The following is a 26,280-nucleotide window of genomic DNA, read 5'->3' as shown; positions in this document are numbered from 1 at the left end:
ACCGGCAGTTTGGGAAAATTTCAGTGCTTTTTAAGGTATAAATGCATTAAAAAATTTACTTTCAGGTGAGGGTGATGGCAAATCCTATTGTAGGGCGAGTCTGGAAATTCGGAGATGACATTAATACCGATGCGATTATCCCAGGGAAATACCTGCGAACCAGGGATATGCAGATATTCGGAACTCATGCGATGGAAGGCATTGACCCTGAGTTCACAAAAAAAGCAAAACCCGGAGATATCATTGTTGCAGGCACTAATTTCGGGTGCGGTTCATCAAGGGAGCAGGCTCCCCTCGCTTTGAAACACGCCGGAATAGCCTGTATTGTGGCAAAGTCTTTTGCAAGGATCTTTTTTAGAAATGCAATCAATATAGGACTGCCTCTCATGGAAGCAGATGTCGAGTGTCAGGAAGGAGACGAGATTAAAGTTGACCTGCTCAAGGGGGAAGTTCTGGTTCCGGAAAAGGGCACATTCAAAGGAAACAAACTGCCTGATTTCCTGCTCGATATGCTCAATGACGGCGGACTTGTAGCTCACAGAAAAAAGGTTAGGAGTGAGCAAAAATAATAACCGAATCCGATAACTAATCCAAATGATAACTAATCCGGGTCTCGGTAATAATCGAAATCTCTCAGTAACAATCGAAATCGAGTTACATGCAGCCCTTACACTTAGAACAATCTCCGCAAGTTGGAGCTTCCGTATAGTCCCCGCCTGTGATTTTGAACATGGAATCGGATATCCTGTATTCGTTTGCTTTAGTCCCGTCATCAATAGTTACGGTATCCCCGTCAAAACTCAATTTTATCGGCACTTTTTCATACTCTTCCGTCAGGCCGGGTTTCAGCTTAGGGAAAGTTACTTTCATTTCGCCGTTGCTTTTTTTGACCGAAATGATGTCAAAGGTAGCAAGAGAAGTTAACCTTCCGTTCCTATCAAAGCGCAGGGAATTTACATCAGCATCGATACCCACTGCAGCCGCATCATATGCATTGATCAAACCGATAGAGGTTTCAACAGGAACCGGTTGCGCCGGTTCCACGGATTCCATACTCCCGTCTTCAAAAAGCTTGAACCCTGTCCGGATGGGAATTTTTCCTGCCGGTGTGTCAACTGCGATTCTTTCTGTCGGCCACAGGATCAGGCTTCTGACTTTTCCGTCCGGATAAAAACGCAGGCCGATTATTTTTGCACTGAAGCTCCCGAACGGAAATGTGAAATCATATTTCTGCGCCAGGGCACTTTCCTCTTCTTCCGACCAGAAGCCGCTTATTTGCCCGTTTAACGGGAATAAACTATTGAGCGAGCCATCTTCAAAAAAAGTGACCAATTCAGCCGGAAAATTGCCTATTGAGGTGCTTATTTCTGTCTGCTGCTCCAGTGAAATGTTTTTAACTTTCCCACTCTTATAAAATGAAAGGGCATTTAACTGCTTTCTCCTTATTCCGGGGTTTCCGTACTGAGGAACAAAGTCCCCGTATTTTGTGTGGATTAAATTGTACTCATTAAGCTTACACTCTTTCAGTCCACCACTGTCATACGTGGTAAAGCTTGTAATTCCTTTTATGTTGCTTGTTTCAACAGTGAACATTTGTATCACCCTTACTAAAAAATGAATCAAATTTTTTGCTTTAGCTCATATCCTGAAAAGCAATACTGTGTATTAAGAATAAAAATAGAGTTAAATTATATTAATTATCTAAAATCTTTTGTGTAAAGGGTCCAACTACCGGTTTATACGGGAACAATGTTCTTTCGCTCGCTTTTGAGACCATCTCAACCAGGGACGTTAAAGCTTCAAGTTCAATTCCGCAATCATAGTTGTAAAAGTGTTTTAAAGACACGGCTGTTTCTTCCATTGACGCATTTCCTGCACGTTCGCCGATCCCTGTTATTGTCACGCTGGCAAACTTTGCTCCCGCTCTGTATGCCGCCAGGGTATTTGCCAGGGCCAGGCCAAAATCATTGTGTGCATGAATTTCAACAGGAAGAGGGCTGCGATTTACAATGCTTTCGATTTTGTTATAAGTCGTAAAATGATCCAGGCATCCGACCGTATCCGAATATCGTATCCTTATCGCACCGTAAGAAGCCGCAATATCTGCATATTGAAGAAAGAACTCCGGGTCTGCCCTGGATGCGTCCTCCGCTCCTACAATAATCGTTATCCCACAGTTTTTGAGATATTCCAGGCATGTCTTCAATTGATCTAACACCCAGACCCTGCTTTTTTGAAGCTTGTATTCTATATGCAGGTCAGATACCGGCAGGGAAACATGAACAAATTTAAACCCGCAATCGATAGATGCCTTTAAATCCTTTAAATTTGCCCTGTTCCACGCAATAAGATTCGATTTTATCGGGAGTTCGAGCATAAGGCTCAGAGCTTCACATTCCTGTTTGCCCATAGCAGGGATGCCGGCTTCAATCCATTTCACGTTTGCTTTATCTAAAGCCGAAATGATATTCATCCTTTCTTCAATCGAAAATACAACACCTGCAGATTGTTCCCCATCACGCAAAGTGGTATCAACGATTTCAAAGCTTTCATTTTCAGTCACAGGGCATTTCTCCTTTACCTGATAAATGAATATTCGAGTCTTTTACCGATTCCATCTGCAAATCGTAAAGAGTTTTAAGCTGCAAATCCGTTAACGGTTTCTTTTGCAGGATCGCAGTATTTCTTACTTTCTCGAGCAATGCAGCTGCTTTCTCGGGACTCAAAGATAAACCCAGATGCCGGAGCTTCTGCACTAACGATGCTGTCCCCGAGTGTTTTCCAATTACTAAAAGCCTGTGCAAGCCCACCTCTTCCGGCTTAATCGCTTCGTATAAATTAGGATTTTTAAGGACGCCGTCAACGTGAATCCCGGATTCATGCGCAAATACATTTTTCCCTATAATGGCCTTTTCTCCGGGCAACATAATACCAGCCCTGTATAAAATATTCTCACAATCTGTCGCAATGCTATATCCATTGGGCACCTGTTCATTTTTCCACAAATGCCTTGCTGCCATCAAAACCTCTTCCATGGCCGCTACTCCCGGAATCCCGATACCGCTGACTGCCGTTGCGACATATTCAACGCCTGCTCTTAATGCTGAAAGCGTGTTGGCTGTAGCAGTCCCGTAATCGTTGCACCCCACATATTCAACAGGACATTGCATTGTATTCCCTAAAGAGCCAAGCTTATCATAGGTGGTGAAAGGGTCCATTTTCCCGTTTCTATCGCCCAGTATTAACCTTTTTATCCCGTATTCGGCAATAAGAGGATATACTGCTTCTAAGTCTCTTATTGAGAATTCCAGAGCATTGTCAATGCTCAAATAAATTTCCTGGTCGTTGCTACAGGCCATTTGCAATACAGGTTCAAGCGTATCCTGTATGGGGGTGAGAGGGTTTAGAGAAGTGTTTATTACTATTTTGGAAAAACCGAGCTTTTTCGTCCTGAATATCTCCTGTCCGGAACACTTTACTCTGCATCTTATACTTTCCGAAAATTCATCAGCTTCAAATCCGACCATATTTTTTTCTAAATTATTCAATGAGACATCTGCCGTATCGAATGAGTACTTTTTCAGAACTGACAGCATAAACCTTACATCGGCAGGGTTATTAACTCCCAGGCGTATGACCTCATTGATTGTATGGTCCACAATTGAAATCTTAATGTCTGTTTTCAACTCGCTTCCTCCGCCGATAATTCAAAATTTAGAAAGGCCTCTTTTTGTTTTTCATCATCCAGAACACCAGTTGAGTTCGGTATCAATCCGCCCTCCGTTTCTCAACATATCACGCAGTTCCGTCATTTTGCAATCCAGAAACTCCATGTATTCCAAATTCATTCTTTCCTGCTTACTTGTTTCAATAATATTGGATATTGCCCCGTTCCTGATTACAATCCGACGATCGCCCATTAAAGCTAACAGTGGATCATGGGTAGATACGAGCACTATTTTCTCTTTATCAACCAGAAGTTCCAGCGCTTTTTTCCTGTTAACTCCTGCATTCTCGATCTCATCAATCAAAACGATAGGAGAAGCACTTAATAAAGCCGTATCCGCAATCATTAACGAACGTGTCTGCCCCCCACTAAGCTGGGTAATTGAAACATCGGCACTGAATTTTTCTCCTGTCAGTTCATTTGCCATATAAATTATGTCGTTGATTGTTTCATCTTTCCTTGAAATCATGCGGCACTCGGCATGCATTGTGATGAACTCTTTTACTGTAAGGTCTACAACAAAATTCATGTTTTGAGACAATTGTGCCACTATCTTCTGGTTCATCGAAAAGCGTTTCTGCGCTTCAGGTACACAGCCATTTATTAAAATCTGCCTCCCTGTCGGCGTATCTTTCTGGGCCATACATTCAATATCCGCAAGCAGTCGACTTTTTCCAGAACCGGTAGGGCCAACGATACAAACTACCTCTCCGGGCTTCAATGTAATACTCGCATTCTCCGGATTGCCGTACTTATCTTTTCCCCCAATTACTGTAAGGGAGCTTACCTGATGTTGTTTCTCGGGAATGGCATTTATCTGGATTATTTCTTCGATATGGTTTAATATCCGTTTCCGATCCATTCCCGAATCCCTCAGGAATTCATCGGTCAATCCTGCAAGCCAATCATGTAAGGTCAAGGACCGGGGTAGTTCTTTTAGTCCGATTGATGCAAAAAAATCCATGATGAAAGGATGGAAATTCAAAATATCTTTAATCGATGAAGTTAACAGCTGATCGTTCACTTTTACACCTCCTTAAAAATCATTTTTTTTGCATTGCCGCGCTGGTAGTCTTTACTGATTACAGTTTCTCCCACACAATAAGGGCATACGGCTGACGGCATGGAAAAACGCAATTTTTTCCCTTCCAGTGCGTCCACTTCAGCTGCGCTATGCAAATAATAACTTAAATCAAAAGCTCCCTGCCCGGTAATACCATTGACAAACATAATTTCGGCCTTCGGATTTGCCAATCTTACATTGAAGGCAAAAACTTCCCTTTCTGCTTGCGATACAATATCGCCCTTTGTGATAACAACAATATCCGCTAATTTTAACATCGGGCCGATTTTTTTTGGTGTATGGACCCCCGCAAGGTTATCAATAACACATACCCCCAGCACTCCTTTTATATGGGGTGAGCATCTGTTGCACAAACCTGCACTCTCGGTGATAAGCATATCCAGTTCGTTTTTTAATCCCCAGGTCAGACATTCGTCAACGTTACTCACAAAGAAATGGTCAGGGCATAGATTTCCAGAGAGTCCGACCATGACCGGTAGTCCCATTTTTTTATACGCAAGGTCGTCTTTTGTGGAAAGTGCATCAAACTTGATAATGCCTATTTTTTTCCCTTCTTCTTTTAAGTGTTCAACCGTTTTCAGTATGACTGAAGTTTTTCCAACTGAAGGCGGCCCTGCCACTGTAATTAATCTCATCTCGCGGATCTCCTTTCGGTTTTGGAATTTTGTCTCTCTTAAGTATCAATTTTGGTAAAATGGAGCGGCTGCCATACTTCAAAAAATACTTCTGATGCCCGTCGGATTAATTCCATGGTATCGTTGGAACGCACATAATCCCATCCCAGCCATTTCAATTTTGCATTCTCCGGATATCTGTACTCCACTTCAGGACTTAATGGCGGATAGCAATTGTCGGATAAATATTGTCCTATTTTTCTACCGGTAGTGTACTTTATCAATACATCCAGTTCCTCCAGCTTTGATTTCTTGACTAAAATATAAAACGGGAACGCCAGAGCCCCGTCTTCCGGCCATATCACTGAAGTCTTCCCGCGTCTTGGACAAATATCGGCCAGAAACCAGGGAATGATATATATGGCTGCGCCAAGCTCGCTATCCGAACCTGCAATTCTCGACATGTGAACGTAATGCAGCATGTTTTTCGTATTATACGCGAGGTGCTTTATGCCCTGAACGCCGTGGTCTTTATATATATTTAAAAATAAAAACGTGTTAAACTCGGAATACGGGCTTTTTTCATCTTTCCGCCAGCCTCCGACTATTATCTTGTCATGGTAAATCGGGTCAAGAATGTCACTCCAATGCCTTGGGATGGGCAGGCCGCCAAGCCTCCGATGGTCTACAAGAAAAACAATAGGAACCACGGCAAAAATAGTGAATTGCTTTTCAGGATCTTCGATCCCGCACTCAGCATATATGGGAGGTAGCGGTTTGGGTTGGCACGCTTGGAAATAACCCTTATCAATAAATTTCCCGAAAAATTTTTTCTCAAATACATTATCAAACGATGAAGACAACACTATGTTGGGAAAATCATCAATGTTGTCAACCTCGTGAATATTCTGAAAAGGTGAATAGCCGCTTCCTCCACCCATCGGAAAATAGCATTTGAGCCGGATTCCTTTTTCAATCCGATAATTCTTTAGTACGGCTTCCAAACCATCCTTGAACGTATACTTTAAGGGGACCGGAATTCGTCCCATAAAGTCAAATTCTCCGGGTGGCAGGTTACCGCTATAAAGTTCGGTTTCGAAATTGTAGTCATTTCCTTCTGTACGGAAATCTAAAGTATCTCTATTTTCCACCTTAATGTTTTCACCCCCTCATTTTGTCGTTTCTCTTGTTTTCGTATCATGAGCTTGCAGGCGGCAAATGCTGCAGTATCCTGTTTGCTTCATCATCTGTCAGATTGTAGTGGTAGAACCTCGAGTAGTAATCTTTGACCTCACTGGTCATGTTCAGGTCTTCAAATAACTCAGGATGCAGGGTCTTGGCAAAATATTCCATGAGTAGTACCCCTTCTGCACCATAATCCCACCAGGCCACTCCCTGCGGGCAGAGATATACGCTGTTATTCTGTACAGCCTTTAAATTAATGAACTTGGAATCGTTCGTAAATATATCTGTACTGTTAACATGTCCTACATAGATTACATCAGGATTCCATACAAGCAGCTGCTCCGGTGTAATTGTTTCAATCCCTTCCGTATCTCCTGAAATATATTTGCCGCCAGCCATCTCCACATAAAACTGCGGATAAGAGTTTTTACCCTGATTTGTCATTGCATCATTGGCATAGTATACTGTTGGGCGCTCACTATCTGTAAGGTTTGCAGTTCTCGATGTCACATAATTTGCCTTCCGATCAAAGTATACACCCCATTCGTCAGCAGTCTTTTTTGCATCCGGCCCCATTACCTCACCGTAAAGCGCGATTTCCTGCTTCACATATTTAACGAATGAGTCTACGTTATCAGGATTTCCTGAGTTTTTCTGAGTGACCACAACAGGAATATTACTCGAATTTAATTTATCCCTTGTAAAATCCAGGCAAAATACTACCTGTACTTTTTTGCTTATGAGATCTTCAACATTAGGATTTTGTTGATTTCCATTCATTGGGATATTTCTCAACTGCGGAGCTACCTTATAGGCCCATGGGAAATCATTGGACACACGTATTGTCACTGCCATTTTGTCTGTTTGGTTTAGCAAAATTAATTTTTCATATGATTGACCGGCAAGAGCAGCGACATGAGTCACATTTGCTGGTATAGTTACAACTCGTCCCTCTTGATCCGTAATCTGAACGTATTTATCAGACTCTATCTCACTACTTTGATCAGATTTTGTGTTACTATGACCTACATGTGCAGCAACGGATACTATTGCAAGGACTGCAATAAGCGCAACAACAGCCATTATTCCCCTTTTATCCATTCAATCACCTTGAACTCCATTTTAATTTTGTATTGATTTTTTTCTTTGACCGATGAAGGTACAATTAATTTTATGCCTTCGTTGCTGTCGATTTCTTCAAAAGCATTAATAACTGGCAGGTGGGAGATGCTGCAGTATCCTGTTTGCTTCCTCGTCTGTCAGGTTATAATGGTAGAACCTCGAGTAGTAATCTTTGACCTCACTGGTCATGTTCAGGTCTTCAAATAGCTCAGGATGCAGGGTTTTGGCAAAATACTCCATAAGTAACACCCCTTCAGCGCCGTAATCCCAGTAGGCCACTCCCTGCGGACAGAGATACACCCTGTCATCCTGTACGGCTTTTACGTTACTCAGCCGAGTGTCATTTGTAATTATATCCGTACTGTTAACCCGGCCTATAAAAATTACATCAGGATTCCATGCCAGTAGCTGTTCCATTGTGACGCTTTGAAGTCCTTCTTTATTGGTATTTTTTGCAACGTAGTCGCCACCGGCCATTTCCACGTAAAACTGTGTATAAGAGTTTTTACCCTGTGTTGTTATCGCATCCGGACCTCTGGCATAATACACTTTGGGACGCTGACTGTCTGTAAGGTTTGCAGTTCTCGATGTCACATAATTCACTTTCTGATCGAAGTACGTACCCCATTCATCAGCAATTTCCTCCGCATCCGGGCCCATAACTTCACCGTAAAGCGCTATTTCCTGTTTCACGTACTTAACAAATGAGTCTGCGTTCTCGGGGTTTCCCGAGTTCTTCTGAGTGATCACAACAGCTATATTGCTCGAATTCAGTTTCTCCTTATTACCGTCGTATGACAAACAAAAAACGACCTGCACTTTTTTGCTGATAAGATCTTCAACATTGGGATCGTTTTCTATAGGGATATCTTTCAACTGTGGGGCTATCTTATATGACCAAGGCAGATTGGTCCATGCCGATATTGTCACTGCCATCTTGTCGGTCTGATTTAGCAAAATTAGTTTTTCATATGACTGACCGGCAAGAGCAGCCACATGAGTCACATTCGACGGCACAGTTACAACTCTTCCCGTCTGGTCTGTTATCTGAACGCCCTGATCAGCTCTTATCCCGATGTTACTATCTAGATCAGGCCTTGTGTTACTGTAACCCACGCCTGCAATGGATAAAATTGCAATAACTGCAATGATAGCCACCATACCCTTTTTATCCATCCAATCACCTTAGTTTCCCATCGTATGCCCGGATCGATTTGTTTTCATAGCCCCTTATGGTTATTGTATCTGCATAGGTATGCATGCTTTTCTTTGTTCATCCACATCCAGTATTTTTACGTCTATGCCGTAGGCTCGTTTCATATTTTCTTCTGTGACTACGGTTCCAGGGGTTCCTATCTCCATAATTGTGCCCTGATTCATTATAGCGACTTTATTGGATGATAAAAAAGCATGGTCTGGAAAATGAGAAGTCATAACAACTGATAGTCCACTTTTAGACAATTTATTTATGACTTTGAGTGTTCGTATCTGGTTCCCGAAATCCAGATGAGATGTAGGTTCGTCCAGAAGAAGAATTTCGGGTCTTTGGGCTATTGCTCTGGCCATCAGTACGAGCTGTCTTTCTCCACCGCTGATCTCAGTGTAGCTTTTATTCTTCAGGTGCAGAATTCCAAGATTTTCCAGAGCTTCTTCAGCTATCTTATAATCATTTTTCCCGGGAACCGATGTTACGCTTAAATAGGGAGTCCTGCCCATTAAAACAATATCAAGAACTGAATATGCAAAGGTTGAATTGTTTGATTGGGGTATGTACCCCATGACCTTGGCGATTTCGGTATTATTCATTGAATATATGTTTTTGTCCTTCAATAATATCTTGCCACTTTTTAGTTTAAGCAGGCTGCTCATACATTTGATTAATGTTGATTTTCCGGTTCCATTGGGTCCTAATATACACAGGACATCTCCTCTTTCAATTGAGATGTTCACATTTCGGAAGATGCTTTCCTTTCCGTTGTAAGAAAATTCTGCATTCTTTATATCCATAATATTTCTCACGACCATCCCTCGTAGCCTTTTTGGAGTAGGTGCACAAAAAAAGGTGCTCCTATAATGGCTGTTAATATTCCCAGAGGAATTTCGATAGATGTGGCTGTTCTGCACACATCATCCACCAGCAGGAGAAAAGCAGCTCCAAGTGAAATGCTTGCAGGTAAAAGCTTCCTGTGATCCGGACCTACAAGCATTCTGGCCGCGTGAGGTATTACAAGGCCCACCCAGCCAATGATTCCACTAATACTTACAGCAGCAGCTGTTAGGAGTGTGCAGCAAAAAATTATCAACAGTCTCATTTTCTCCGTGTTTATGCCAAGTGAGCGTGCTTCGTCGTCACTCATTGAAAGGACATTAATTCTCCATCCGATAAGCAGTAATACTGTAAACCCAACCAGAACCGGTCCTGCTATCATCAACATACTGCTGCTTTCAACCGCAGAAAGGCTGCCCATAAGCCAGTATACGATCTCAGGGAGCTTACTGTCCGGATCTGCAAGATATTTGATACATGAAATGAAAGCGGAAAAGAGTGCTGCAATAGCTATCCCGCCCAGCACCATCATCAAAACGGTATTGCCCTTAAATCTTTTACTCAGGAAGTAAGTGAGGAAAACCGCAAGGAGGCCGAATAAAAAAGCTGTAATCTGAATCATCGCCATGGAAAAACCGAACAAAATAGCTATTGCAGCTCCAAAACCCGCACCTGAAGAAACACCCAGGATATCCGGGGATACCAGCGGATTCTGGAAAGTTCCCTGAAAAGAAGCTCCTGAAATTGATAAAGCTGCACCTACAATCATCGCAGCTATTATGCGGGGCAAACGTATGTCCCATACTACTGTATAAATAGTGGGATCCAAATTTGTTTCCATAGGCACAAAAACCGATACAATGGCAAGTATTACGTCCAGGGGAGACACTGGATATCGGCCAATCATAAAAGATCCAAAAAATAAAATGATCGGGAGTGCTAGCAGCACAGTTGTTGAAGAAATATTCCTGATGGTTTCCCTGTTTATTCGCCTGTTCATTGTTCTTTCCACACCAGATCTATGTACATATTCATTATGTTTGTTTGAACACAACAATTCTTATATACTGGAATACAGAAATTAATTACCTATTTTATTGTATAAATAAGTATCTATATAAAAATATTAATTGTATGGGCGTTCCTACAAATAAACAATAACAAGAGATGTAAAAGCGAAAAAAGTATTTTGTGAGTATAAAACTGAGATCTTGGTTCTCTAAAAAGGAGCACTTGTAAAACCGTAATTGGAAACAGATATGTCAAATGAGACATAACGCTTTGCTTGGAAATAGAAAGATTACAGCTTGGAGCTCCAAATGCAAAATCATTCGTCAAATGAGTATCTATTTATATCATGAATAGGAAATAGGTTACTGTATTCCTATATATAAAAATTGGCTATGATGAAATAAACCTATTCCTTATACAAATATAAAGGAGGTAAATAAGAAAAATGTCTTTTCATGGAAAAAGTAGTATCGAAAAGCCATTGTTCAGCAAAATACTAAGTATACTATCATTATCAGGTTAAATGAGTTCGTATTCATGGTTATGAAATTTAAATGGTGGAGATTGACGTGCATCATTTGCAACAGTCTCAAAGTCGATATTTGTGATTCGGTTGCGTAACTAAGGAGGTTAGAACCTGGGTGCTGAATGTGAAACGAGATTCCAGAATCTACATGATGAAATCGAGAAAATAAATACAGAGATTAAAGAGCTAAAGAACGAGATTAGAAAGAACAAGATAAACAACTCGCCTGCGAATATATAAATACAGGAGACAAATTCAAAAGCGAGCGAAGAAAACACAGAGAAAGATTTCACGGATGTAATAAGAAAAGTATTAGATATTTCAGAATAGAATAACAAGTAAATCCGGGCTCTTCGGTATTTCAAGAGGGGTAATTTGATCCATTTCCTGGAAAAGTAAAACGTATAAACTGAAAATACTTATTGAAAACCAAACCCTTGTACCATATTTTCCTTATTGGTCCGCTAGATTGTATCTTCAGTATTATTTATATTCTCTACAAAAACGAGAAGAGTCCGGAAAGGTAAAATACACTGGCAAGAGAATTCCAGTACAGAGCTTAAGTAAATATTAGCTCGTTACTGCCATTTGAGTTTGAAAAAGCAATTATGCAATGGTGAACTGTCAGTATCCTACCATAATCAATATCCTATCTACAATAAAATATTCTATTTGTTGAGTCAGAAATTACGGAATGTTACTACTTTATTCATTTCCAGTCTGACCAGGCAGAAATCACCTGCATGCAGTTCCAGGGAATCAACAAATTGTGCAGGCACTTCTGCAATCAGAGTATTGTCATATCTTACAAGTTTAAGGGTAATTCTTTTTTTAGGTCCGTTATTTATGATATTGTTCACATGTGCAGAATGAATTTTTTCATCCTGATCTTCAGAGCCGGAAGCCGGCAAAAGAGTTATGTTCTCCGGGTGGATTCCCAATGAAACTTTATCCCCTGCTTTGAAGTTCGGAGATTCTGTTTTTATTCTCATGTCTCCACTTTTTAATACTGTACTTTTTGACTCTTTATCGTGCTCTTCAACATAGGCATCGTCAAAAATATTTGATATCCCTATGAGTTCTGTCGCATTCAGATTTTCAGGCTGATAGAAGATTTCTTCCGGAGTTCCGAACTGCTGGATCTTTCTTCTATGTGAGATAAGATCCTGTCGGCCAGCAGGAAAGCTTCCTTAAGGTTGTGGGTGATGAATAACAGAGGTATCTCAATCTTTTTTCGCAATTCCTTTATTTTATCGGCAAGTTCGGTTCTTATTTCCATGTCCATTGCGGAAAAAGGTTCATCTAGAGGTAAAATCCCCGGTTTGGGGGCAAGGGCTCTTGCCAGGGCGACTCTCTGTTTCTGTCCACCTGATATCCTGGAAGGGTAGCGGGTTTCCAGCTCTTCAATATGGAGCAGGTTCAGCATTTCCATAACCCTTACTTCCCTGTCCTCTTTTTCCAATTTTTTGAGGCCGCATTTGATGTTTTTTCTCACGTTCATGTGGGGAAAGAGGGTATAGTTCTGAAAAACATAGACAAGATTACGTTTCCGGATTGACAGGTTAATTTTTTGTCTTTGTCGTAGTATATTTTACTCCCTACAGTTATTTTTCCGCTACCAACTATGTGATGTTATTTTTCCGCTATCAGGCTGTGTGGTTCCTGAAATGCATTTGAACAACGAGGTCTTTCCGGATCCCGACAGCCCAAAAAGCACCACAAGTTCTTATTCGTTTCAAAGTTGACATCTAACATAAAAGCTCTCTTTGTAGCTTTTTTCCACATCTCTTTTTAAAAACTTACTATTACTGGTATCCAGGAGGTAATATTTTTCCTTGGAGAATTAGGAACATTATGAACTCTGAAAGTCGAGCATCCAGAATAGTGGTGAAACAAATATAATTTCTTCTAAAGATCATCTCAGATCAGATGAATCTATCAGACAAGATAAATCCACATTCCGCAGATTATACCGCTATACAATTATCTGTTTCTTTTTAAGCCACCCTGATAATAAAAGGTAGCCTTTGTATATTTCCACGGAAAGCGGAATAAAGGTTTTAACTACATTTTGACTATTTTTATCTCTTAATGCAAGGAAAAAAAGCTTTCAATCTGTGGCTATCATCACACTTGTGGCTTTGAATGCTGCATATACTTCGCTTCCTTCTTTCAACTTCATACTTTCAGCTGAAGTCTTTGTGATGATGGCAGTTATTTCTGTTCCCCCTGGCACTTCTACTACAATTTCCGCATTGACCATCCCGATAACAATACTTTTTACTTTGCCTTTAAAGACATTGCGTGCACTCAGTTTCATAGTTTTATCCTCCTTTCAGGTGGCAGGTAATTAATTTCCCACCTATTCTATATATTAACCTTCCGAGTTGATATCAGTTACCATTTTCTACGTTTATTTGACTCTATTTCACGGAAGTTGGAATATGGCGGTATAAGTAAAATTCATTCCAAAAATATTGAGGAAAGATAAATCCACATTCTGTAGGTGTACACAGCTGTATGATTTATCTGCTTCTTTTTTAAGCTACTGTTAATGAGTCAAGCAGGCTTTTTGTGCACTTCTGCGGAAAGCGGAATTAGTATTTCTGACTATATCTCTCATCAGTTGACGATAAAATAAAGCTTTCAGTCTGTGGCTATCATCACATTTGAAGCCTTGAATGCTGCATATACTTCGCTTCCTTCTTTTAACTTCATATTTTCAGCTGAGGTCTTTGTGATGATGGAAGTGATCTCTGTTCCCCCTGGCAATTCTATTACAATTTCAGAATTGACCATCCCGGTGACAATGCTTTTAACCTTGCCCTTAAAGACATTGCGTGCACTTAGCTTCATTATTTGTTCCTCCATTCAACTGTTGGGTTTTTATATTAGTTATTTTTCCATATCTTTTCCTATTTATTTATATTTATACATTTTGCTTACTTTGTGGCAGTTTCCAATTTTCTGTTGTTTTCAAATGGCTTTTCATTAGTCTATATTTTTTCTCTCAAGCGGCCTACCTTTGTAAAATCCTCTCAGTCTCCCTATGGTCTGCCCGAACATAGCTCCCTGTCCGACCATAGTTACCTCGGACGTTGTACTCTCCGGAAGGTATTGGTACTATGAAATTTTTCCTTTCAGGTTCGTGCGGAGCAAAGAGAACACCTGAGATAGCCTTTTGCCAGACTCAAGCAAAAATAAAATCTGTTTTCCTCCTTCTATTATATGTAAGAAAAATAAGCAGGAAAATTAAGCAGGAAAAAAGTAATACCTGAAAATTTTTCCCTTATTTCAGTGAGATCTACAAAATAGTCAATTAAGGAAATGGGGATAAGAGAATGATTATTAATACTTCTGCAAGCTCTTTTCCCCGAAAATCATACCTTCAAGAACATTTCTTGAAAATATGTGGGTCATGATTACGCTACTGCACAGTCCAATACCGTAAATCCGTACCCTTTAAGTATTTCCTGTCCTTCTTCCCCTGTTACCAGATCAATAAACTCCTGCGCTTCTTCCTTATCCTCGGAAGAAGAAACTACGGATATTGTATAATTTATCGGAGTACTGACAGGTATGCCGGTGACTATTTTTACGGTACAGGGTTTTGCAGCTTTTGCATCGGTCATATATACAATACCTGCATCCACTTCCCCGTTTTCTACCCGTTCAAGGACCTTTCTGACATCTTCGGCAAATACCATCCTGTCTTTAAGCTGGCACCATAGCCCCGCTTCAGTTAGTGCAAGGCGTGAGTATTCGCCCACAGGTGCTGTTTCAGGGTCTCCAATGCTTATGTTTTCTACCTCAGGATCTGCCAGGTCTTCCAGGCTCGTTATGTTGAGAGTGCTATTTTCCGGGACGATGAGCACAAGTGAATTTTGAGCAAAAACTTCTCTCGTAGAGTTATCGATAAGCGATTCATTTTCAAGTATGTCTATCTGAAGCTCGTCAGCTGAGGCAAAGACACTTACAGGTGCTTTTTCTTCTATCTGCATTCGCAGGTCCCCCGAACCTCCAAAGCTAAGATTGACATCCGTTCCTGGATTTTTTTCCTCGAATTGGGAAGCTATGTCCGTGAAAGCTTCAGTAAGGCTAGCAGCTGCAGAAACGTTTATCACTTCGGTCTCCTGCTCGCAAGCCGGTAGCTTTGCTGTGGCCACGGGTGCTAAAAGTAATATCCCCAAAACGATAGCATAAATAAATTTTCCACTATCCCCCATGTTTACTTCCTTCCCTAAGCCTTAATTCCGTTTTTCTATGGGAAATATTAACTCATTTTTATATAATTACTTTTTCTGTCTATAATTCCTGATTTCAGCTCTTTAACTGGTTCATGTTTCACTTTTGAACTCTATCATTATCTGGTTTCTGAATCAAACACAAATACGTTGTGCAGATTCGTCACTCCAAAAGAAGTAAACTACAGGTCATTTCTGATTCAAAACAGGAGGAATCGACATATTTATATCTAACTTATATAACTTATTTCTACCATACGTTTGTACTCTATACGTTTGTACTCTATACGTTTGTGCTCTCCATATCTGATTTATTGAAGGGAAAATAACTGTTTCCTGAAATACATGTCTGGAGATCTGCAAATGGTAAATGACAGCAAAGAAACTTGAACACGGTTTTTTTTCTATTGGGATCCGAAAAGTCCTGAACTCTCTCTGGTTCCCTCACCCGTCTTCCTGGCTGCAGGGGAAAAGGCGTATTCCTCAGACCTGTTGACATTGAAGTACTAGTTCATAAAAAGGATACAGTGCTGTACAATTTCTGCGCACTGTTCATTCCATATAAAAATGAACTGCTGTGCAGCACACAGAACAATGTTAAGAGGTACGCAAAATGCAAGATGATAAGCTGTTATCTGACTTTTCCGAAAAGAATGCCGAATTTACGGTTTTGAAAGTTAATATCGGGGGGCAGTGATTATGTTCTCCAAAAACATAGTCTGTCCTGCCTGTGGGGCTGCCTGCGATGACATTCAGGTTGAATTCGGAAAAGGAGTGATCGAAGCTAAAAATATATGTAAAGTTGGGGATGCCAGGTTTAAAGTGCTTAAAAGTTCCCGGAGGCTCAGGCAGCCCCTTATAAAGCTTGAAGGAAAATTAAAACCTGTTTCCTGGGACGAAGCCCTTGAAAAAGCTGCTGACCTCCTTGTTTCTGCAAAACGCCCCCTGCTTTTCACGGGCAGTGATACTTCCTGCGAAACGCATGGAATCGGGCTTCTAATCGGAGAATACCTGGGTGCGGTTGTGGATTCCAATACCACTCTCGGGAACGGGCCGGCAGCTATGGGACTCCAGGAGTCAGGAAAAACAGGTGCAACGGAAGGACAGAAGAAAAACAGGGGAGACCTTGTGATCTACTGGGGGACCAACCCTCTCGAATCCATGCCCAGGCAGATGTCAAGGTACGGAGTTTTCCCGAGAGGCTACTGGACCCGACGCGGGCGTTTTGACCGGACAGTTATCACGGTGGACCCGAGAAAAACTCCGACTGCCATAGCTTCCGACCTGTACGTGCAGCTCAAACCAGGCTCGGACTACGAACTGATAAGTGCCCTTCTTACCCTGCTCCACGGGAAAACTCCCCACCCTTCAGTAGAAGAGATCACAGGAGTGCCCATTCCGGTCATGGAAAAGATGCTCGATATGATGAAGAACTGCAACTTCGGTTCAATCTCTGCAGGGGTTGGGCTTTCTTCTTCACTCGGAAAACACAGAAATGCCGAAATTGCCATGAACCTCGTAAAGGAACTGAATAGCTATACCAAGTTCACTTTTGGAGTGCTCCGCAGTCACTGCAATGTTGCAGGCTTTAACCAGGTCGCATCCAGCCTGTACGGCTATCCTTTCGGGCTTGATTTCATGCGGGGGTATCCGCGTTACAACCCGGGGGAATTCACCACTGTTGACCTGCTGCGAGAAAGGGATGTAGACGCTGTCTTTGTAATATGCGCTGATCTTTTAAATCAGATCCCTGCGGATTGTGCGGCTTACCTTGTAGAAATCCCCCTGATCTGCCTGGACGTTGCTCCGTGTCCTACTATAGTTGCCTCGGATGTCGTGCTTCCGGGGGTAATTGACGCAATGGAATGCGATGGAACCTTTTACAGGCTCGATGATGTGGCTATTTACTTTGACTCCTTTACAGAGTCCCCCTTTGAGTTCACAAAGAGTAATGAAGATACTTTAAAGCAGCTTTTTGTGAAGATCAAAGAAAAAATATGAACTCAGAAAATAAGGTTTCTTCCTGTAGGAGGGAAAAATCCCTCATTTTTAAGCCGGATCTCTCGGTTTTTATGTATTTTTCTGAAACCGATGGTTTCTGATAATTGGTTTATAGTTCCATAGCCCGGAAAGAAATTTTTTTGTTTTTTCTTTCCCTGCACTGCACGCGTAAGTCCTGGATAAAACAGTGTCTGGATTGCAGTCATTTTGATTTCCAGCACCTCACCAATCTCCCCGAGACATCCCGTAGTTTCTGCGGCTCTTTACACGCGTCCGTTTTCTCCCGGCACAATCTAAAGTAGGGGCAGCCAGAAAAACTATCCGGCAGCGCTCCTTCCTCTTCCGGCAGCACAAGTTCGAGCGACACATACCGTACTGCGTCCAGAAGAGCACGCGTATACGGGTGCAGAGGCCGGTCAAACACGTCCTTCCCTTCCTCAACAACCTCACCTGCATACATCACCAGCACCCGGTCCGAAACAGCCTTCGCTGCTTCCAAATCATGCGTAATAAACACAAGTCCGAGCCCGCGTTTTTTCTGAAGCTCTTTGAGCACCGCCACAATAAACGCCTGCACCGACACATCAAGCATCGAGGTCGCCTCATCACAGACCAGCAGCTCGGGCTTCAGAGAGAGTGCCCTGGCAATTACCACCCTCTGCAGTTCTCCTCCTGACAGCTCATGAGGATATCGGGGCTTGTGTTCCGCAGAAAGCCCCACTTCTGCAAACAGGGCATTTACGTTTGCCGAAATCTCCTCTCTGGAAAAGCCTCCGCAAACCACAAAAGGCTCGGCAACCGACCTCTCAACCGTCCATCTCGGGTCAACCACATCATCAGGATTCTGGGGGATCAGCTGGATTTTCCCCATAAACTTCCGGAGATTCTTCCAGCTCATCCCTGTTAATTTCGCCCCGTCGAAAAATACTTCCCCGGAAGCCGGTGCAAGTTGCTGGACAAGCAGCTTTGCAAGAGTCGATTTCCCGCATCCCGACTCCCCGACAATAGCTACCGTCTCTCCAGGATAAATTTCAAGATCAACACCGCAGACGGCTGTCTTTTTGGTGGTTTTAATCAGGCCAGAGGTATAAACATAATGCAGATTCTCTGCCTTAAGCATACATCCAGCACCTCACACACCTGCCCTCAAGCTCCACAACCGGCGGCTCCGTCAGGCACCTATCCGTTTTATACAGGCATCGCGGATGAAATCTGCAGCCTTCCGGCACCTCAATCATCGAAGGTGACGAGCCGGGAATCGGGTGCATGCCGCGCTCCGGCACCGCATCCAGAAGCGCCTGTGAATAAGGATGCAAAGGCTTTTTGAAAAACGCTTCCTTTCCTGCAATCTCTATAATCTGCCCGCAATAGTTTACTGCGATTTTGTCTGACATCACCCGGGCAAAACCGACATCATGCGTAATTAAAAGAAGTGCACAGCCGTCCGAGACAACCTTATGAAAAATTGCCGCAATATTGCGTTTCTTCAGCACATCAACGCCTTTTGTCGGTTCATCAGCGATAATCAGTTCGGGGTCTGCAGCCGTCCCCATTGCAACCATTGCCCGTTGCAGCATTCCGCCGCTGTACTGGAACGGGTATTCCCTTTCCCGCACTTCGGCAGGGAGGATATCAAAATACATCAGAATCCGGCATGTCCTTGCCTTTGCGCCCTCTTTACTCATCCCGAGATGTACCTGCATCGGCTCTGCAATCTGAGTGCCAACCCTTATTCCCGGGTTCATCGCAAGATACGGGTTCTGGGCAATAGATGCAACCATTTTGCCGCGGACTTTCTGCATCTCTTTTTCGGATAGAGCTGAGATTTCCGTCCCGTCAAGTTCCACTTTCCCCGAAAACATCGCATTAGGGGGAAGCAGCCTCATTATTGCCTGGCCAAGTATCGATTTTCCGCTCCCGGACTCCCCAATAAGTGAAAACACCTCATGTTTGTTAATAGAAAATGCCGCATCATCAACCGCGTGCACTGCTCCCCTTTCGGTTGGGATTGATACGGAAACCCCGGATACTTTCAGTAAGACATCAGACATATCAGAACCTCCCTTCAAGCTCAAGATTTTTCATCTTCTGATCAAGTGCATCCCTTAACCCGTCACCAAAATAGTTGAACGCAAGCACGGTAATCATGATAAAAAGCCCCGGAAAAAACATCAGCCATGGAGCAGTTGTGAAATATGACCTTCCAGCATCCAGCATCGCACCCCATTCAGGTGTTGACGGCTGCACCCCAAGCCCGAGGAAACTTAAACCAGCTGCTGCCAGAATCACATTCCCGATTCCAAGTGATGCCATGATCAAAACCGGAGAGATAATGTTTGGTAGAACATGCTTTATCATTACATAGGTGTTTGAAGCCCCGATCCACCGGGCTGCCCGGGAATAGCCTTTTGTCTTGACGTCAAGCGTCGAACCGCGGGCAATTCTTGCAAACACCGTCCACTCGACAGCAATTAAAGCAAGCATCATGTTTTCCATTCCCTGTCCCAGAAACGCCGTAATTGCAAGGGCCAGAAACATCGACGGAAACGCAAGGAAACTATCCGTCAACCGCATGATAAGCTCGTCCATCCACCCTCCGTAGTACCCTGCCAGAACGCCAAGTGTGACCCCGATTGCAAGTGAAACACTGACAACCGCAAAACCGACGAAAAGGGATGCTCGGGCACCGTACATCACCATTGTCAGGATATCACGGCCAAGGTGATCGGTCCCGAACAGGTGGTCGGAAGACGGAGGCTGCAGGCGGTTCTGCAGGTCCTTTTCCGTGTAATCATATGGAGCCAGAACATTGGCAAAGACGGCCATGAAAATAAGCCCCCCAAGAATTATCAGGGAGAGAGCGATTTGCCTGTTTTTAAGAAGTTCTGTCATAACGTATCTCCGGGTTTGCCCAAACGTAGACCAGGTCTACAAAGAAGTTGATCAGAAGGAAAACAACGGCAACAAAGAGTACCGAGCCCTGTACCATCATATAATCGTGGGAAAGAATTGAGTTCACCACAAGATTTCCAATTCCTGACCATCCGAAAATTGTTTCAACAACAACCGAGCCGTTTAAGAGAAAACCAATCGACAGCCCAACCACCGTGAGAACCGGGACAAGCGCATTTTTCAAGGCATGTCTGATGATGACGATCTTTTCCGAAAGCCCTTTTCCACGTGCGGTCCGGATGTACTCCTTCCCCATGACGTCCAGCATGCTTGAACGGATCATCCGCATCATTACGGCTGCCGACCCCGTTCCAAGGACAGTCGCAGGCAGAATCATGTAGCTGATCTCGGTTCCGTGCCCGAACCCGGATGCAGGTAGCCAGTGAAGGATTACCGAAAAAAGAATAATCATCATATAGGCCTGCCAGAAATTCGGTATGGATACGCCGAAGAGAGCTCCAAAGCGGCAGGCATCGTCAACAATGGTGTTATGTTTCAGGGCTGAGACTACGCCAAACGGAACGGCAATAACAAGAGCAATTACAAGGGCGAGCACGGAAAGTGTCAGCGTATTTTTGAATGCATTCAGGACAGTTTCAAACACCGGCTGTTCGCTCATATATGAGTAGCCAAAGTCTCCTGCAACCGCGCCTTTGAGCCAGTTCAGATACTGGACGTAAAACGGCTGGTCAAGCCCGTGGGCTATACGGAACGCTTCAACAGCTGCCTCATCATATCCACCCGAGGGACTCGTCATCATAATCTCTGCCGGGTCGCCCGGAGCGATATAGGTAAGTGAGAAACTCATAAATGAGATAAATATAAGAACCGGGATGAGATACAGAGCCCGGCGTATGAAATAATCTTTTAGCATTACAGTGCCTCTGGAAAACTTCAGCTCCTCCTCAAGATCTTATTCCGGTAGCAAGGTACGGAACAGATAAATAGTCGTAACCTTCCGGATCGCATCTTTTCATATACTCGGCATACTCGGGAAGAGATTTCCAGGAAACCTCCGAAAACCCGTTATTTTCCATGATTGCTGCAATCATTTCAGGTGAGTTGCTGTCATAAAGCGGAAGATACTCAATCAACTCATCGTGATTTCTTTCTTCCGGGTTGTAATTTTTATCTGGCACGTATCCTGGCTGGAACCATTGACCGTCGATTGCAAGAATCCTGCCCTCGGGTACCAGAACTCTTCGGCATTCACTGAAGAATTTATCATGGTCCGTGAGTGTCCAGAGAAGGTGCATGTTGACGATAATATCGAACATACTATCTTCAAAAGGCAGGTTTTCTCCGTCTCCTTCGACAAACCTGATTGATAAATTGCGGTTCTTTGCCCCTTCTTTTGCATGTGCAAGCATCTCTTCCGAGATATCAAGGGCAGTGACATTGTGCCCCAGCTCGGCAAAAACAAAAGCCTGGATGCCAGGTCCCGTCCCGATATCAAGGACATTGAGTTTTTTACCTGCCGGCAGCTTCTCCGAAAAGAGGTTTTTCATAAGGAGAATCTCTTCATCAAGGTGGTCACGATACATTTTCCGGTAATTCGGACTAACCTTGTTCCAGTGTGCTGTAATTTTATCTTTCATTTTTAGTCCTTCAGGCAATTTCCATTTTGTTTGTAATGAACGTGTATTCGTTTGGATAAATTTCAAAACCTTTGAGATCGGAGGAGAACCCATCGATTTCTTTCTTGTATGCAATACAGACCAGTGCCGCATCATTCTGGACCTGTTCCTGAATCATGTCGTAGAGTTCTGTACGTTTTTCTCTGTCCGTCTCAGCCCTTGCTTCGAGAATCCATTCATCAACCTGAGGATTATAATAGCGGAGCCATGTGGATGCGTAGGTTCCGGTTGAAAGGAAGTGGCTGGATACAAAATAGTCTGGATCTCCTACGGGTGCAACACCCCATGAATAGAGTGCAAGGTCATAGTTTCCGGCTACCACGTCGGCGCTAATTGAATTTGTTTCGGCAATTTTTATTGTAGTGGTGATGCCGATTTTTTCAAACTGCGTGGCAATTACCTCTGCCATTGGCTGGTGTGCTGCCTGTTTTGTATAGGTCTGGATCTCAATTGTGAACGGCTCCCCGTTGTAATAGAGTCTGCCATCATTTCCCTGTGTGATTCCAGCTTCAGAAAAAAGTTCAAGAGCTTTTTCAGGGTTATATTCGTACGCTTCAATCTTGTCGTTTGCATTCCAAGGCATGATGTCCGGGAATATTCCAATTGCTGGAGAACCGGCAACGCCTTCGAGGGCCGTGTCAACGATCTCCTGACGGTCAACTGCATAATTGAGTGCCTGGCGAACCTTTACATCGTTGAATGGTTTTTTTCCTTCGTTGATGTACATGAAGTAGGTTCTAAGCGTTTCTCTGGATACGATATTAATATCATGGTCATCTTCAAGAGTTGTGTACTCACTTTGCAGGATATCTCTTGTTATGTCAACATCGCCTGATTTGAGCAGAAGAGTTCGTGCAGCGGCGTCTTTGCTGTACTGGACAACTATCCTGTCGATTTTTGGCTCTTCACCCCAGTAATCAGGATTCTTTATCAGTTCTATACTGGCGCCCGGTTCAAATGAAACAAATTTGTATGGGCCTGTTCCGACCGGTTCGGTATCAAGGTTTTCTGCGTTCGGACTTACAATTGACATGATGGTGTCTGTGAACATGAGAATCGTTGGTGCGTATGTTTCATTTGTTTCCACAACGATTGTGTAGTCATCGGTTTTGTAGACGTCTTTGATAAAGGAGTATTCTGATGACCTGCTGTTTGATGGGTCAAGAACTCTGTTGATTGAATAAATTACGGCATCTGCGTCCATTATGATCCCATCATGGAATGTAACATTCTTGCGGAGCTGAATTTCCCATGCCGTATCATTTAGCTGTTTATAGCCTGTTGCAAGTTCAGGCTGGAGACTCATATTTTCGTCATAAAAGAAAAAAGTCTCATAGATTCCGGTTCTTCTCATAGGCCAGCCTTCCCATGAAATTGAGGGATCAAGGCTTCCTCCTGTATCAGGGCCAGTCGTGAGGGCTACGCGAAGAACTTTTTCTTCAGAGCCCTCTGTCTGGACACAACCCGAACAGACGATTGCTGCGATAAATAAAATTGCAGCACAGCCAAATGATAACTTCATCCTTAACGCCATGTCAACACTTCTTTTGTCAAAAAATTGTAATTATCCAGGCTGGGTAAAACAGCGGATTGTAACTACCCAGCCGGGTAAAACAATCAATATCCATTTTCCACTTCACTGATTTTTTTCTCAGGAGGAAGAACCCTCGAAAGTATCCGTTTCCAGATATTATCTCATAATTTCAGAGATTGCTCACAGCATATTGTTATCGTAAAGGAAGAGATCGTTCAGAACTTCGCTGCGTAAGCTTTATCCTTGCTGATCTCTCCTTCGGGAACATACCTTTCTACAAATCACATCAAACCTGTGTCTGCAAACGGCAGTTTTTCCTTCCTTCTTACAAGCTTATGCAAATCCGATGTCCCTGGTGATGATCGTGTACTCGTTTGGATACATCACAAAACCTTCAACATCTGACGACAGGGCATAGATTTCATTGGCATAGAAAACGGGCAGTACTGGTGCATCTTCCTGCATCTGTTCCTGGATCTTATCGTACAGTTCGGCCCTTTTCTCTTTGTCAGGTTCGTTTCTGGCTTCGAGAATCCATTCGTCTACCTGAGGGTTTGAATAGCGGAGCCAGCCTGATGCATAGCTACCGGTAGAGAGGAAATGGGTCGAGAGGAAGTAATCGGGATCTCCGATCGGGGCCGTGTTCCATGCACTGAGAGATAAATCATATGTTCCCGCAAGAGCGTTTTCTTTAAGTGCGGCACTTTCCAGAATTGTGACCTTTGATGTGATGCCAATGTCTTCCAGCTCTGAGGCGATAACTTCCGCACTCGGCTGAAGAGCTGCACGTTTTGTGTAGGTCTGGATTTCAACGGTGAAGGTTTTCCCGTCGTAGTAGAGTTTACCGTCCTCACCTTTTGTGATTCCTGCTTCTTCGAAGAGTTCCAGAGCTTTCTCAGGGTTATATTCGTAAGACTTAATCCGGTCGTTTGCGTTCCATGGCATGGTATTTGTGAATACTCCCTTTGCCGGGATCCCGGAGACTCCTTCAAGTGCTGTATCCACGATTTCCTGGCGGTTGATCGCATAGGAAAGGGCCTGGCGGACTCCGGTGTCATTGAATGGAGCTTTACCCCCATTTACATACAGGAAATATGTCCGCAGTGTTTCTTTGGAAGTGACGTTTATATCGGGATTATTCTTAAGTGCTGAATACTCGCTCTGGAGTGGATCTCTGGCAATGTCGACATCTCCTGATTTTATCAGCATGGTTCTGGCTGTGCTGTCTTTATTATACTGTATGAGTACGCGGTCAACTTTGGCTTCTCCACCCCAGTAATCAGGATTACTTTCTAGTTCAAGGCTCGTGCCCGGTTCGAAGGACACAAACTTGAAGGGTCCGGTTCCAACCGGTTCGATGTCACGGTTTTCGGCATTCGGACTTACAATGGACATGATAGGATCTACAAGGGATGAAATCAGTGGAGTGCAAGTGCCATTGGTTTCAATAACAATGGTATAATCCCCGGTTTTTCTTGCATCTTTGATAAAGGAGTACTCGGATGATCTGCTGTTTGAGGGGTCAAGCACTCTGTCCAGCGAAAAGAGAACTGCATCCGCATTCATTTTTGTTCCGTCGTGGAAGCTTACATTTTCACGAAGCTGGATTTCCCATTCCGTATCGTTTAACTGTTTGTAGCCGGATGCGAGTTTGGGCATGAGATTCATGTCCGCATCATAATAGAACAGTGTTTCATAGATGCCCGCCTGATGGACATACCACCCTGTCCAGCCGTTGGCAGGATCAAGACTGCCGCCGGTATCAGGGCCTTCGTTCAGAACTACGCGGAGAACTTTTTCTTCAGTTCCTCCAGTCTCAACACATCCCGCACAGAGCAGCGCCACAATCAAAATTACTGCAACTGCAGGATAGGAGATTTTTGTTTTTTGTACGTTTAATTTCATAATTAACACCAATATGCATAAAAATTTAGTATATTATTAATACGATTTTTAGCTAAGTTATGTAGAATATATATTTAAACCGTGTGATTTTATTTTATACTTGTATATTTAAAGTGTGTGATTTTATTTTATATCCTCATAGATGGTGTGATGAAATGAAAAATTTTTTAGATTTATGGACTGCCAGGTAAACTGGGTTGAGGTTGGACAGATATTGTGTTGCCGGGTTTAATTATACAATTATTTGAAAAACGTTGAGTGTAATTCATGAGATGCAGAGACTCAGCATCAAAGTTGGACTAAAAGCACAAAAAATAAAAAGATTTTTATTTGCTTTTCATTTCAAAAAGGAATTATTGGTCTGTTGAAGGACTGATTTTCTGATACTTTTTCATTCCGCTATTTCGTTATAGTCGTAATTCCGGACTATTAACCCCGGTAATTTTTAGTCTCTTTACCTGCTAGATATTCTCCATATAGCTCGTTTTATTCATTTTTTATTTTTTTATGCTACACCTGATATGGGTATAAATTAATTGCTACATGTTAAGTTCAAATTATGAAGTAAAATGCATAAATATTAATATTTTGTTAATTATGATGATACATAGTTAGTAGTGTCATAAATAGTAATACGATCTAATATTACAATCTTACCCTGCGAAAGATAACATCAAAAATTGATTTTGAA

At 42.8% G+C, this 26,280-nt stretch carries 27 protein-coding genes; 3 read left to right on the top strand and 24 right to left on the bottom strand.

Features of this window, described 5'->3' with window-relative positions; all coding sequences use genetic code 11:
- Positions 1-74: 74 nt before the first annotated feature.
- Positions 75-569: a homoaconitase small subunit gene (hacB, locus tag ACSAZL_RS14700; RefSeq protein ID WP_440945373.1), complete on the top strand. Its 495-nt coding sequence runs from the start codon at positions 75-77 to the stop codon at positions 567-569.
- A gap of 85 nt (positions 570-654) precedes the next feature.
- Here hacB and ACSAZL_RS14695 read toward each other — a convergent pair whose 3' ends face one another.
- From ACSAZL_RS14695 to modA, 16 genes are all read right to left on the bottom strand, one after another.
- The gene (locus tag ACSAZL_RS14695) at positions 655-1,593 is read right to left on the bottom strand and encodes a hypothetical protein (RefSeq protein WP_440945372.1); all 939 of its coding nucleotides are present in this window, start codon (positions 1,591-1,593) and stop codon (positions 655-657) included.
- A gap of 100 nt (positions 1,594-1,693) precedes the next feature.
- Complete coding sequence (locus tag ACSAZL_RS14690; protein ID WP_440945371.1) at positions 1,694-2,563, bottom strand: homocitrate synthase; 870 nt, start codon at positions 2,561-2,563, stop codon at positions 1,694-1,696.
- A complete protein-coding gene (locus tag ACSAZL_RS14685; protein WP_440945370.1) occupies positions 2,556-3,686 on the bottom strand; it encodes a homocitrate synthase/isopropylmalate synthase family protein in 1,131 nt (376 codons plus the stop codon). The genes ACSAZL_RS14690 and ACSAZL_RS14685 overlap by 8 nt, the downstream gene beginning before the upstream one ends.
- A gap of 54 nt (positions 3,687-3,740) precedes the next feature.
- Complete coding sequence (locus tag ACSAZL_RS14680) at positions 3,741-4,751, bottom strand: ATP-binding cassette domain-containing protein (protein ID WP_440945369.1); 1,011 nt, start codon at positions 4,749-4,751, stop codon at positions 3,741-3,743.
- A 2-nt stretch (positions 4,752-4,753) separates the two neighbouring features.
- The gene (locus tag ACSAZL_RS14675; RefSeq protein WP_440945368.1) at positions 4,754-5,446 is read right to left on the bottom strand and encodes a GTP-binding protein; all 693 of its coding nucleotides are present in this window, start codon (positions 5,444-5,446) and stop codon (positions 4,754-4,756) included.
- Between the two features lie 38 nt (positions 5,447-5,484).
- The gene (locus tag ACSAZL_RS14670) at positions 5,485-6,576 is read right to left on the bottom strand and encodes an ABC transporter substrate-binding protein (protein WP_440945367.1); all 1,092 of its coding nucleotides are present in this window, start codon (positions 6,574-6,576) and stop codon (positions 5,485-5,487) included.
- Positions 6,577-6,622: 46 nt separating this feature from the next.
- Positions 6,623-7,711, bottom strand: coding sequence for an ABC transporter substrate-binding protein (locus tag ACSAZL_RS14665; RefSeq protein ID WP_440945366.1), 1,089 nt, complete (start codon positions 7,709-7,711; stop codon positions 6,623-6,625).
- Between the two features lie 105 nt (positions 7,712-7,816).
- Positions 7,817-8,848, bottom strand: a complete 1,032-nt coding sequence (locus tag ACSAZL_RS14660; RefSeq protein ID WP_440945365.1) for an ABC transporter substrate-binding protein — start codon at positions 8,846-8,848, stop codon at positions 7,817-7,819.
- Between the two features lie 120 nt (positions 8,849-8,968).
- Entirely contained in the window at positions 8,969-9,751 is a 783-nt protein-coding gene (locus ACSAZL_RS14655) for an ABC transporter ATP-binding protein (protein ID WP_440945364.1), read from the bottom strand.
- On the bottom strand, positions 9,748-10,779 hold the full coding sequence (locus ACSAZL_RS14650) for a FecCD family ABC transporter permease (RefSeq protein ID WP_440945363.1): 1,032 nt from the start codon (positions 10,777-10,779) through the stop codon (positions 9,748-9,750). Before ACSAZL_RS14650 ends, ACSAZL_RS14655 begins: the two co-directional genes overlap by 4 nt.
- 1,217 nt (positions 10,780-11,996) lie before the next feature.
- A complete protein-coding gene (locus ACSAZL_RS14645; protein ID WP_440945362.1) occupies positions 11,997-12,308 on the bottom strand; it encodes a hypothetical protein in 312 nt (103 codons plus the stop codon).
- A 98-nt stretch (positions 12,309-12,406) separates the two neighbouring features.
- On the bottom strand, positions 12,407-12,871 hold the full coding sequence (locus ACSAZL_RS14640; RefSeq protein ID WP_440948865.1) for an ABC transporter ATP-binding protein: 465 nt from the start codon (positions 12,869-12,871) through the stop codon (positions 12,407-12,409).
- A gap of 60 nt (positions 12,872-12,931) precedes the next feature.
- A complete protein-coding gene (locus tag ACSAZL_RS14635) occupies positions 12,932-13,033 on the bottom strand; it encodes an ATP-binding cassette domain-containing protein (protein WP_440945361.1) in 102 nt (33 codons plus the stop codon).
- A 393-nt stretch (positions 13,034-13,426) separates the two neighbouring features.
- Positions 13,427-13,636, bottom strand: a complete 210-nt coding sequence (locus tag ACSAZL_RS14630) for a TOBE domain-containing protein (protein ID WP_440945360.1) — start codon at positions 13,634-13,636, stop codon at positions 13,427-13,429.
- 326 nt (positions 13,637-13,962) lie between these two features.
- Positions 13,963-14,172: a TOBE domain-containing protein gene (locus ACSAZL_RS14625; protein WP_440945359.1), complete on the bottom strand. Its 210-nt coding sequence runs from the start codon at positions 14,170-14,172 to the stop codon at positions 13,963-13,965.
- Between the two features lie 566 nt (positions 14,173-14,738).
- The gene (gene modA, locus ACSAZL_RS14620; protein ID WP_440945358.1) at positions 14,739-15,542 is read right to left on the bottom strand and encodes a molybdate ABC transporter substrate-binding protein; all 804 of its coding nucleotides are present in this window, start codon (positions 15,540-15,542) and stop codon (positions 14,739-14,741) included.
- A 388-nt stretch (positions 15,543-15,930) separates the two neighbouring features.
- Here modA and ACSAZL_RS14615 point away from each other — a divergent pair, with 388 nt between their 5' ends.
- Together ACSAZL_RS14615 and ACSAZL_RS14610 are read left to right on the top strand one after the other, a co-directional pair.
- Complete coding sequence (locus ACSAZL_RS14615; RefSeq protein ID WP_440945357.1) at positions 15,931-16,056, top strand: hypothetical protein; 126 nt, start codon at positions 15,931-15,933, stop codon at positions 16,054-16,056.
- 203 nt (positions 16,057-16,259) lie between these two features.
- On the top strand, positions 16,260-17,561 hold the full coding sequence (locus ACSAZL_RS14610) for a formylmethanofuran dehydrogenase subunit B (protein ID WP_440945356.1): 1,302 nt from the start codon (positions 16,260-16,262) through the stop codon (positions 17,559-17,561).
- 2 nt (positions 17,562-17,563) lie between these two features.
- Here the strand turns inward: ACSAZL_RS14610 and ACSAZL_RS14605 are convergent, their stop codons facing one another.
- The 8 genes from ACSAZL_RS14605 to ACSAZL_RS14570 all read right to left on the bottom strand — a co-directional run bounded on the left by ACSAZL_RS14605 (position 17,564) and on the right by ACSAZL_RS14570 (position 25,589).
- Positions 17,564-17,767 carry a hypothetical protein gene (locus tag ACSAZL_RS14605; protein WP_440945355.1) on the bottom strand — a complete coding sequence of 68 codons (204 nt, stop codon included), beginning with the start codon at positions 17,765-17,767 and terminating at the stop codon, positions 17,564-17,566.
- On the bottom strand, positions 17,764-18,681 hold the full coding sequence (locus tag ACSAZL_RS14600) for an ABC transporter ATP-binding protein (protein ID WP_440945354.1): 918 nt from the start codon (positions 18,679-18,681) through the stop codon (positions 17,764-17,766). The genes ACSAZL_RS14605 and ACSAZL_RS14600 overlap by 4 nt, the downstream gene beginning before the upstream one ends.
- Positions 18,674-19,612: an ABC transporter ATP-binding protein gene (locus ACSAZL_RS14595; protein ID WP_440945353.1), complete on the bottom strand. Its 939-nt coding sequence runs from the start codon at positions 19,610-19,612 to the stop codon at positions 18,674-18,676. The genes ACSAZL_RS14600 and ACSAZL_RS14595 overlap by 8 nt, the downstream gene beginning before the upstream one ends.
- Position 19,613: 1 nt before the next feature.
- Entirely contained in the window at positions 19,614-20,453 is an 840-nt protein-coding gene (gene nikC, locus ACSAZL_RS14590) for a nickel transporter permease (protein ID WP_440945352.1), read from the bottom strand.
- The gene (gene nikB, locus ACSAZL_RS14585; protein WP_440945351.1) at positions 20,437-21,387 is read right to left on the bottom strand and encodes a nickel ABC transporter permease; all 951 of its coding nucleotides are present in this window, start codon (positions 21,385-21,387) and stop codon (positions 20,437-20,439) included. The genes nikC and nikB overlap by 17 nt, the downstream gene beginning before the upstream one ends.
- A gap of 31 nt (positions 21,388-21,418) precedes the next feature.
- Positions 21,419-22,111 carry a class I SAM-dependent methyltransferase gene (locus ACSAZL_RS14580; RefSeq protein WP_440945350.1) on the bottom strand — a complete coding sequence of 231 codons (693 nt, stop codon included), beginning with the start codon at positions 22,109-22,111 and terminating at the stop codon, positions 21,419-21,421.
- A gap of 10 nt (positions 22,112-22,121) precedes the next feature.
- Positions 22,122-23,684, bottom strand: coding sequence for an ABC transporter substrate-binding protein (locus ACSAZL_RS14575; RefSeq protein ID WP_440945349.1), 1,563 nt, complete (start codon positions 23,682-23,684; stop codon positions 22,122-22,124).
- A gap of 333 nt (positions 23,685-24,017) precedes the next feature.
- A complete protein-coding gene (locus tag ACSAZL_RS14570) occupies positions 24,018-25,589 on the bottom strand; it encodes an ABC transporter substrate-binding protein (RefSeq protein WP_440945348.1) in 1,572 nt (523 codons plus the stop codon).
- Positions 25,590-26,280 lie beyond the last annotated feature (691 nt).

Origin of the sequence: Methanosarcina mangrovi (genome assembly GCF_052057765.1) — an archaeon.
Taxonomy (GTDB): domain Archaea; phylum Halobacteriota; class Methanosarcinia; order Methanosarcinales; family Methanosarcinaceae; genus Methanosarcina.
The sequence above is the reverse complement of the archived record's forward strand: the minus strand, read 5'-3'. Positions and strand labels throughout refer to the sequence as shown.

Excerpts from the sequence above, each read along its gene's own strand:
- hacB (WP_440945373.1), top strand. The coding sequence starts at position 75 with ATGGCAAATCCTATTGTAGGGCGAGTCTGGAAATTCGGAGATGACATT.
- ACSAZL_RS14695 (WP_440945372.1), bottom strand. The coding sequence starts at position 1,593 with ATGTTCACTGTTGAAACAAGCAACATAAAAGGAATTACAAGCTTTACC.
- ACSAZL_RS14675 (WP_440945368.1), bottom strand. The coding sequence starts at position 5,446 with ATGAGATTAATTACAGTGGCAGGGCCGCCTTCAGTTGGAAAAACTTCA.
- ACSAZL_RS14665 (WP_440945366.1), bottom strand. The coding sequence starts at position 7,711 with ATGGATAAAAGGGGAATAATGGCTGTTGTTGCGCTTATTGCAGTCCTT.
- ACSAZL_RS14650 (WP_440945363.1), bottom strand. The coding sequence starts at position 10,779 with ATGAACAGGCGAATAAACAGGGAAACCATCAGGAATATTTCTTCAACA.
- ACSAZL_RS14645 (WP_440945362.1), bottom strand. The coding sequence starts at position 12,308 with ATGAGAATAAAAACAGAATCTCCGAACTTCAAAGCAGGGGATAAAGTT.
- ACSAZL_RS14630 (WP_440945360.1), bottom strand. The coding sequence starts at position 13,636 with ATGAAACTGAGTGCACGCAATGTCTTTAAAGGCAAAGTAAAAAGTATT.
- ACSAZL_RS14625 (WP_440945359.1), bottom strand. The coding sequence starts at position 14,172 with ATGAAGCTAAGTGCACGCAATGTCTTTAAGGGCAAGGTTAAAAGCATT.
- modA (WP_440945358.1), bottom strand. The coding sequence starts at position 15,542 with ATGGGGGATAGTGGAAAATTTATTTATGCTATCGTTTTGGGGATATTA.
- ACSAZL_RS14615 (WP_440945357.1), top strand. The coding sequence starts at position 15,931 with ATGACAGCAAAGAAACTTGAACACGGTTTTTTTTCTATTGGGATCCGA.
- ACSAZL_RS14610 (WP_440945356.1), top strand. The coding sequence starts at position 16,260 with ATGTTCTCCAAAAACATAGTCTGTCCTGCCTGTGGGGCTGCCTGCGAT.
- ACSAZL_RS14605 (WP_440945355.1), bottom strand. The coding sequence starts at position 17,767 with ATGACTGCAATCCAGACACTGTTTTATCCAGGACTTACGCGTGCAGTG.
- ACSAZL_RS14600 (WP_440945354.1), bottom strand. The coding sequence starts at position 18,681 with ATGCTTAAGGCAGAGAATCTGCATTATGTTTATACCTCTGGCCTGATT.
- ACSAZL_RS14595 (WP_440945353.1), bottom strand. The coding sequence starts at position 19,612 with ATGTCTGATGTCTTACTGAAAGTATCCGGGGTTTCCGTATCAATCCCA.
- nikC (WP_440945352.1), bottom strand. The coding sequence starts at position 20,453 with ATGACAGAACTTCTTAAAAACAGGCAAATCGCTCTCTCCCTGATAATT.
- nikB (WP_440945351.1), bottom strand. The coding sequence starts at position 21,387 with ATGCTAAAAGATTATTTCATACGCCGGGCTCTGTATCTCATCCCGGTT.
- ACSAZL_RS14580 (WP_440945350.1), bottom strand. The coding sequence starts at position 22,111 with ATGAAAGATAAAATTACAGCACACTGGAACAAGGTTAGTCCGAATTAC.
- ACSAZL_RS14575 (WP_440945349.1), bottom strand. The coding sequence starts at position 23,684 with ATGGCGTTAAGGATGAAGTTATCATTTGGCTGTGCTGCAATTTTATTT.
- ACSAZL_RS14570 (WP_440945348.1), bottom strand. The coding sequence starts at position 25,589 with ATGAAATTAAACGTACAAAAAACAAAAATCTCCTATCCTGCAGTTGCA.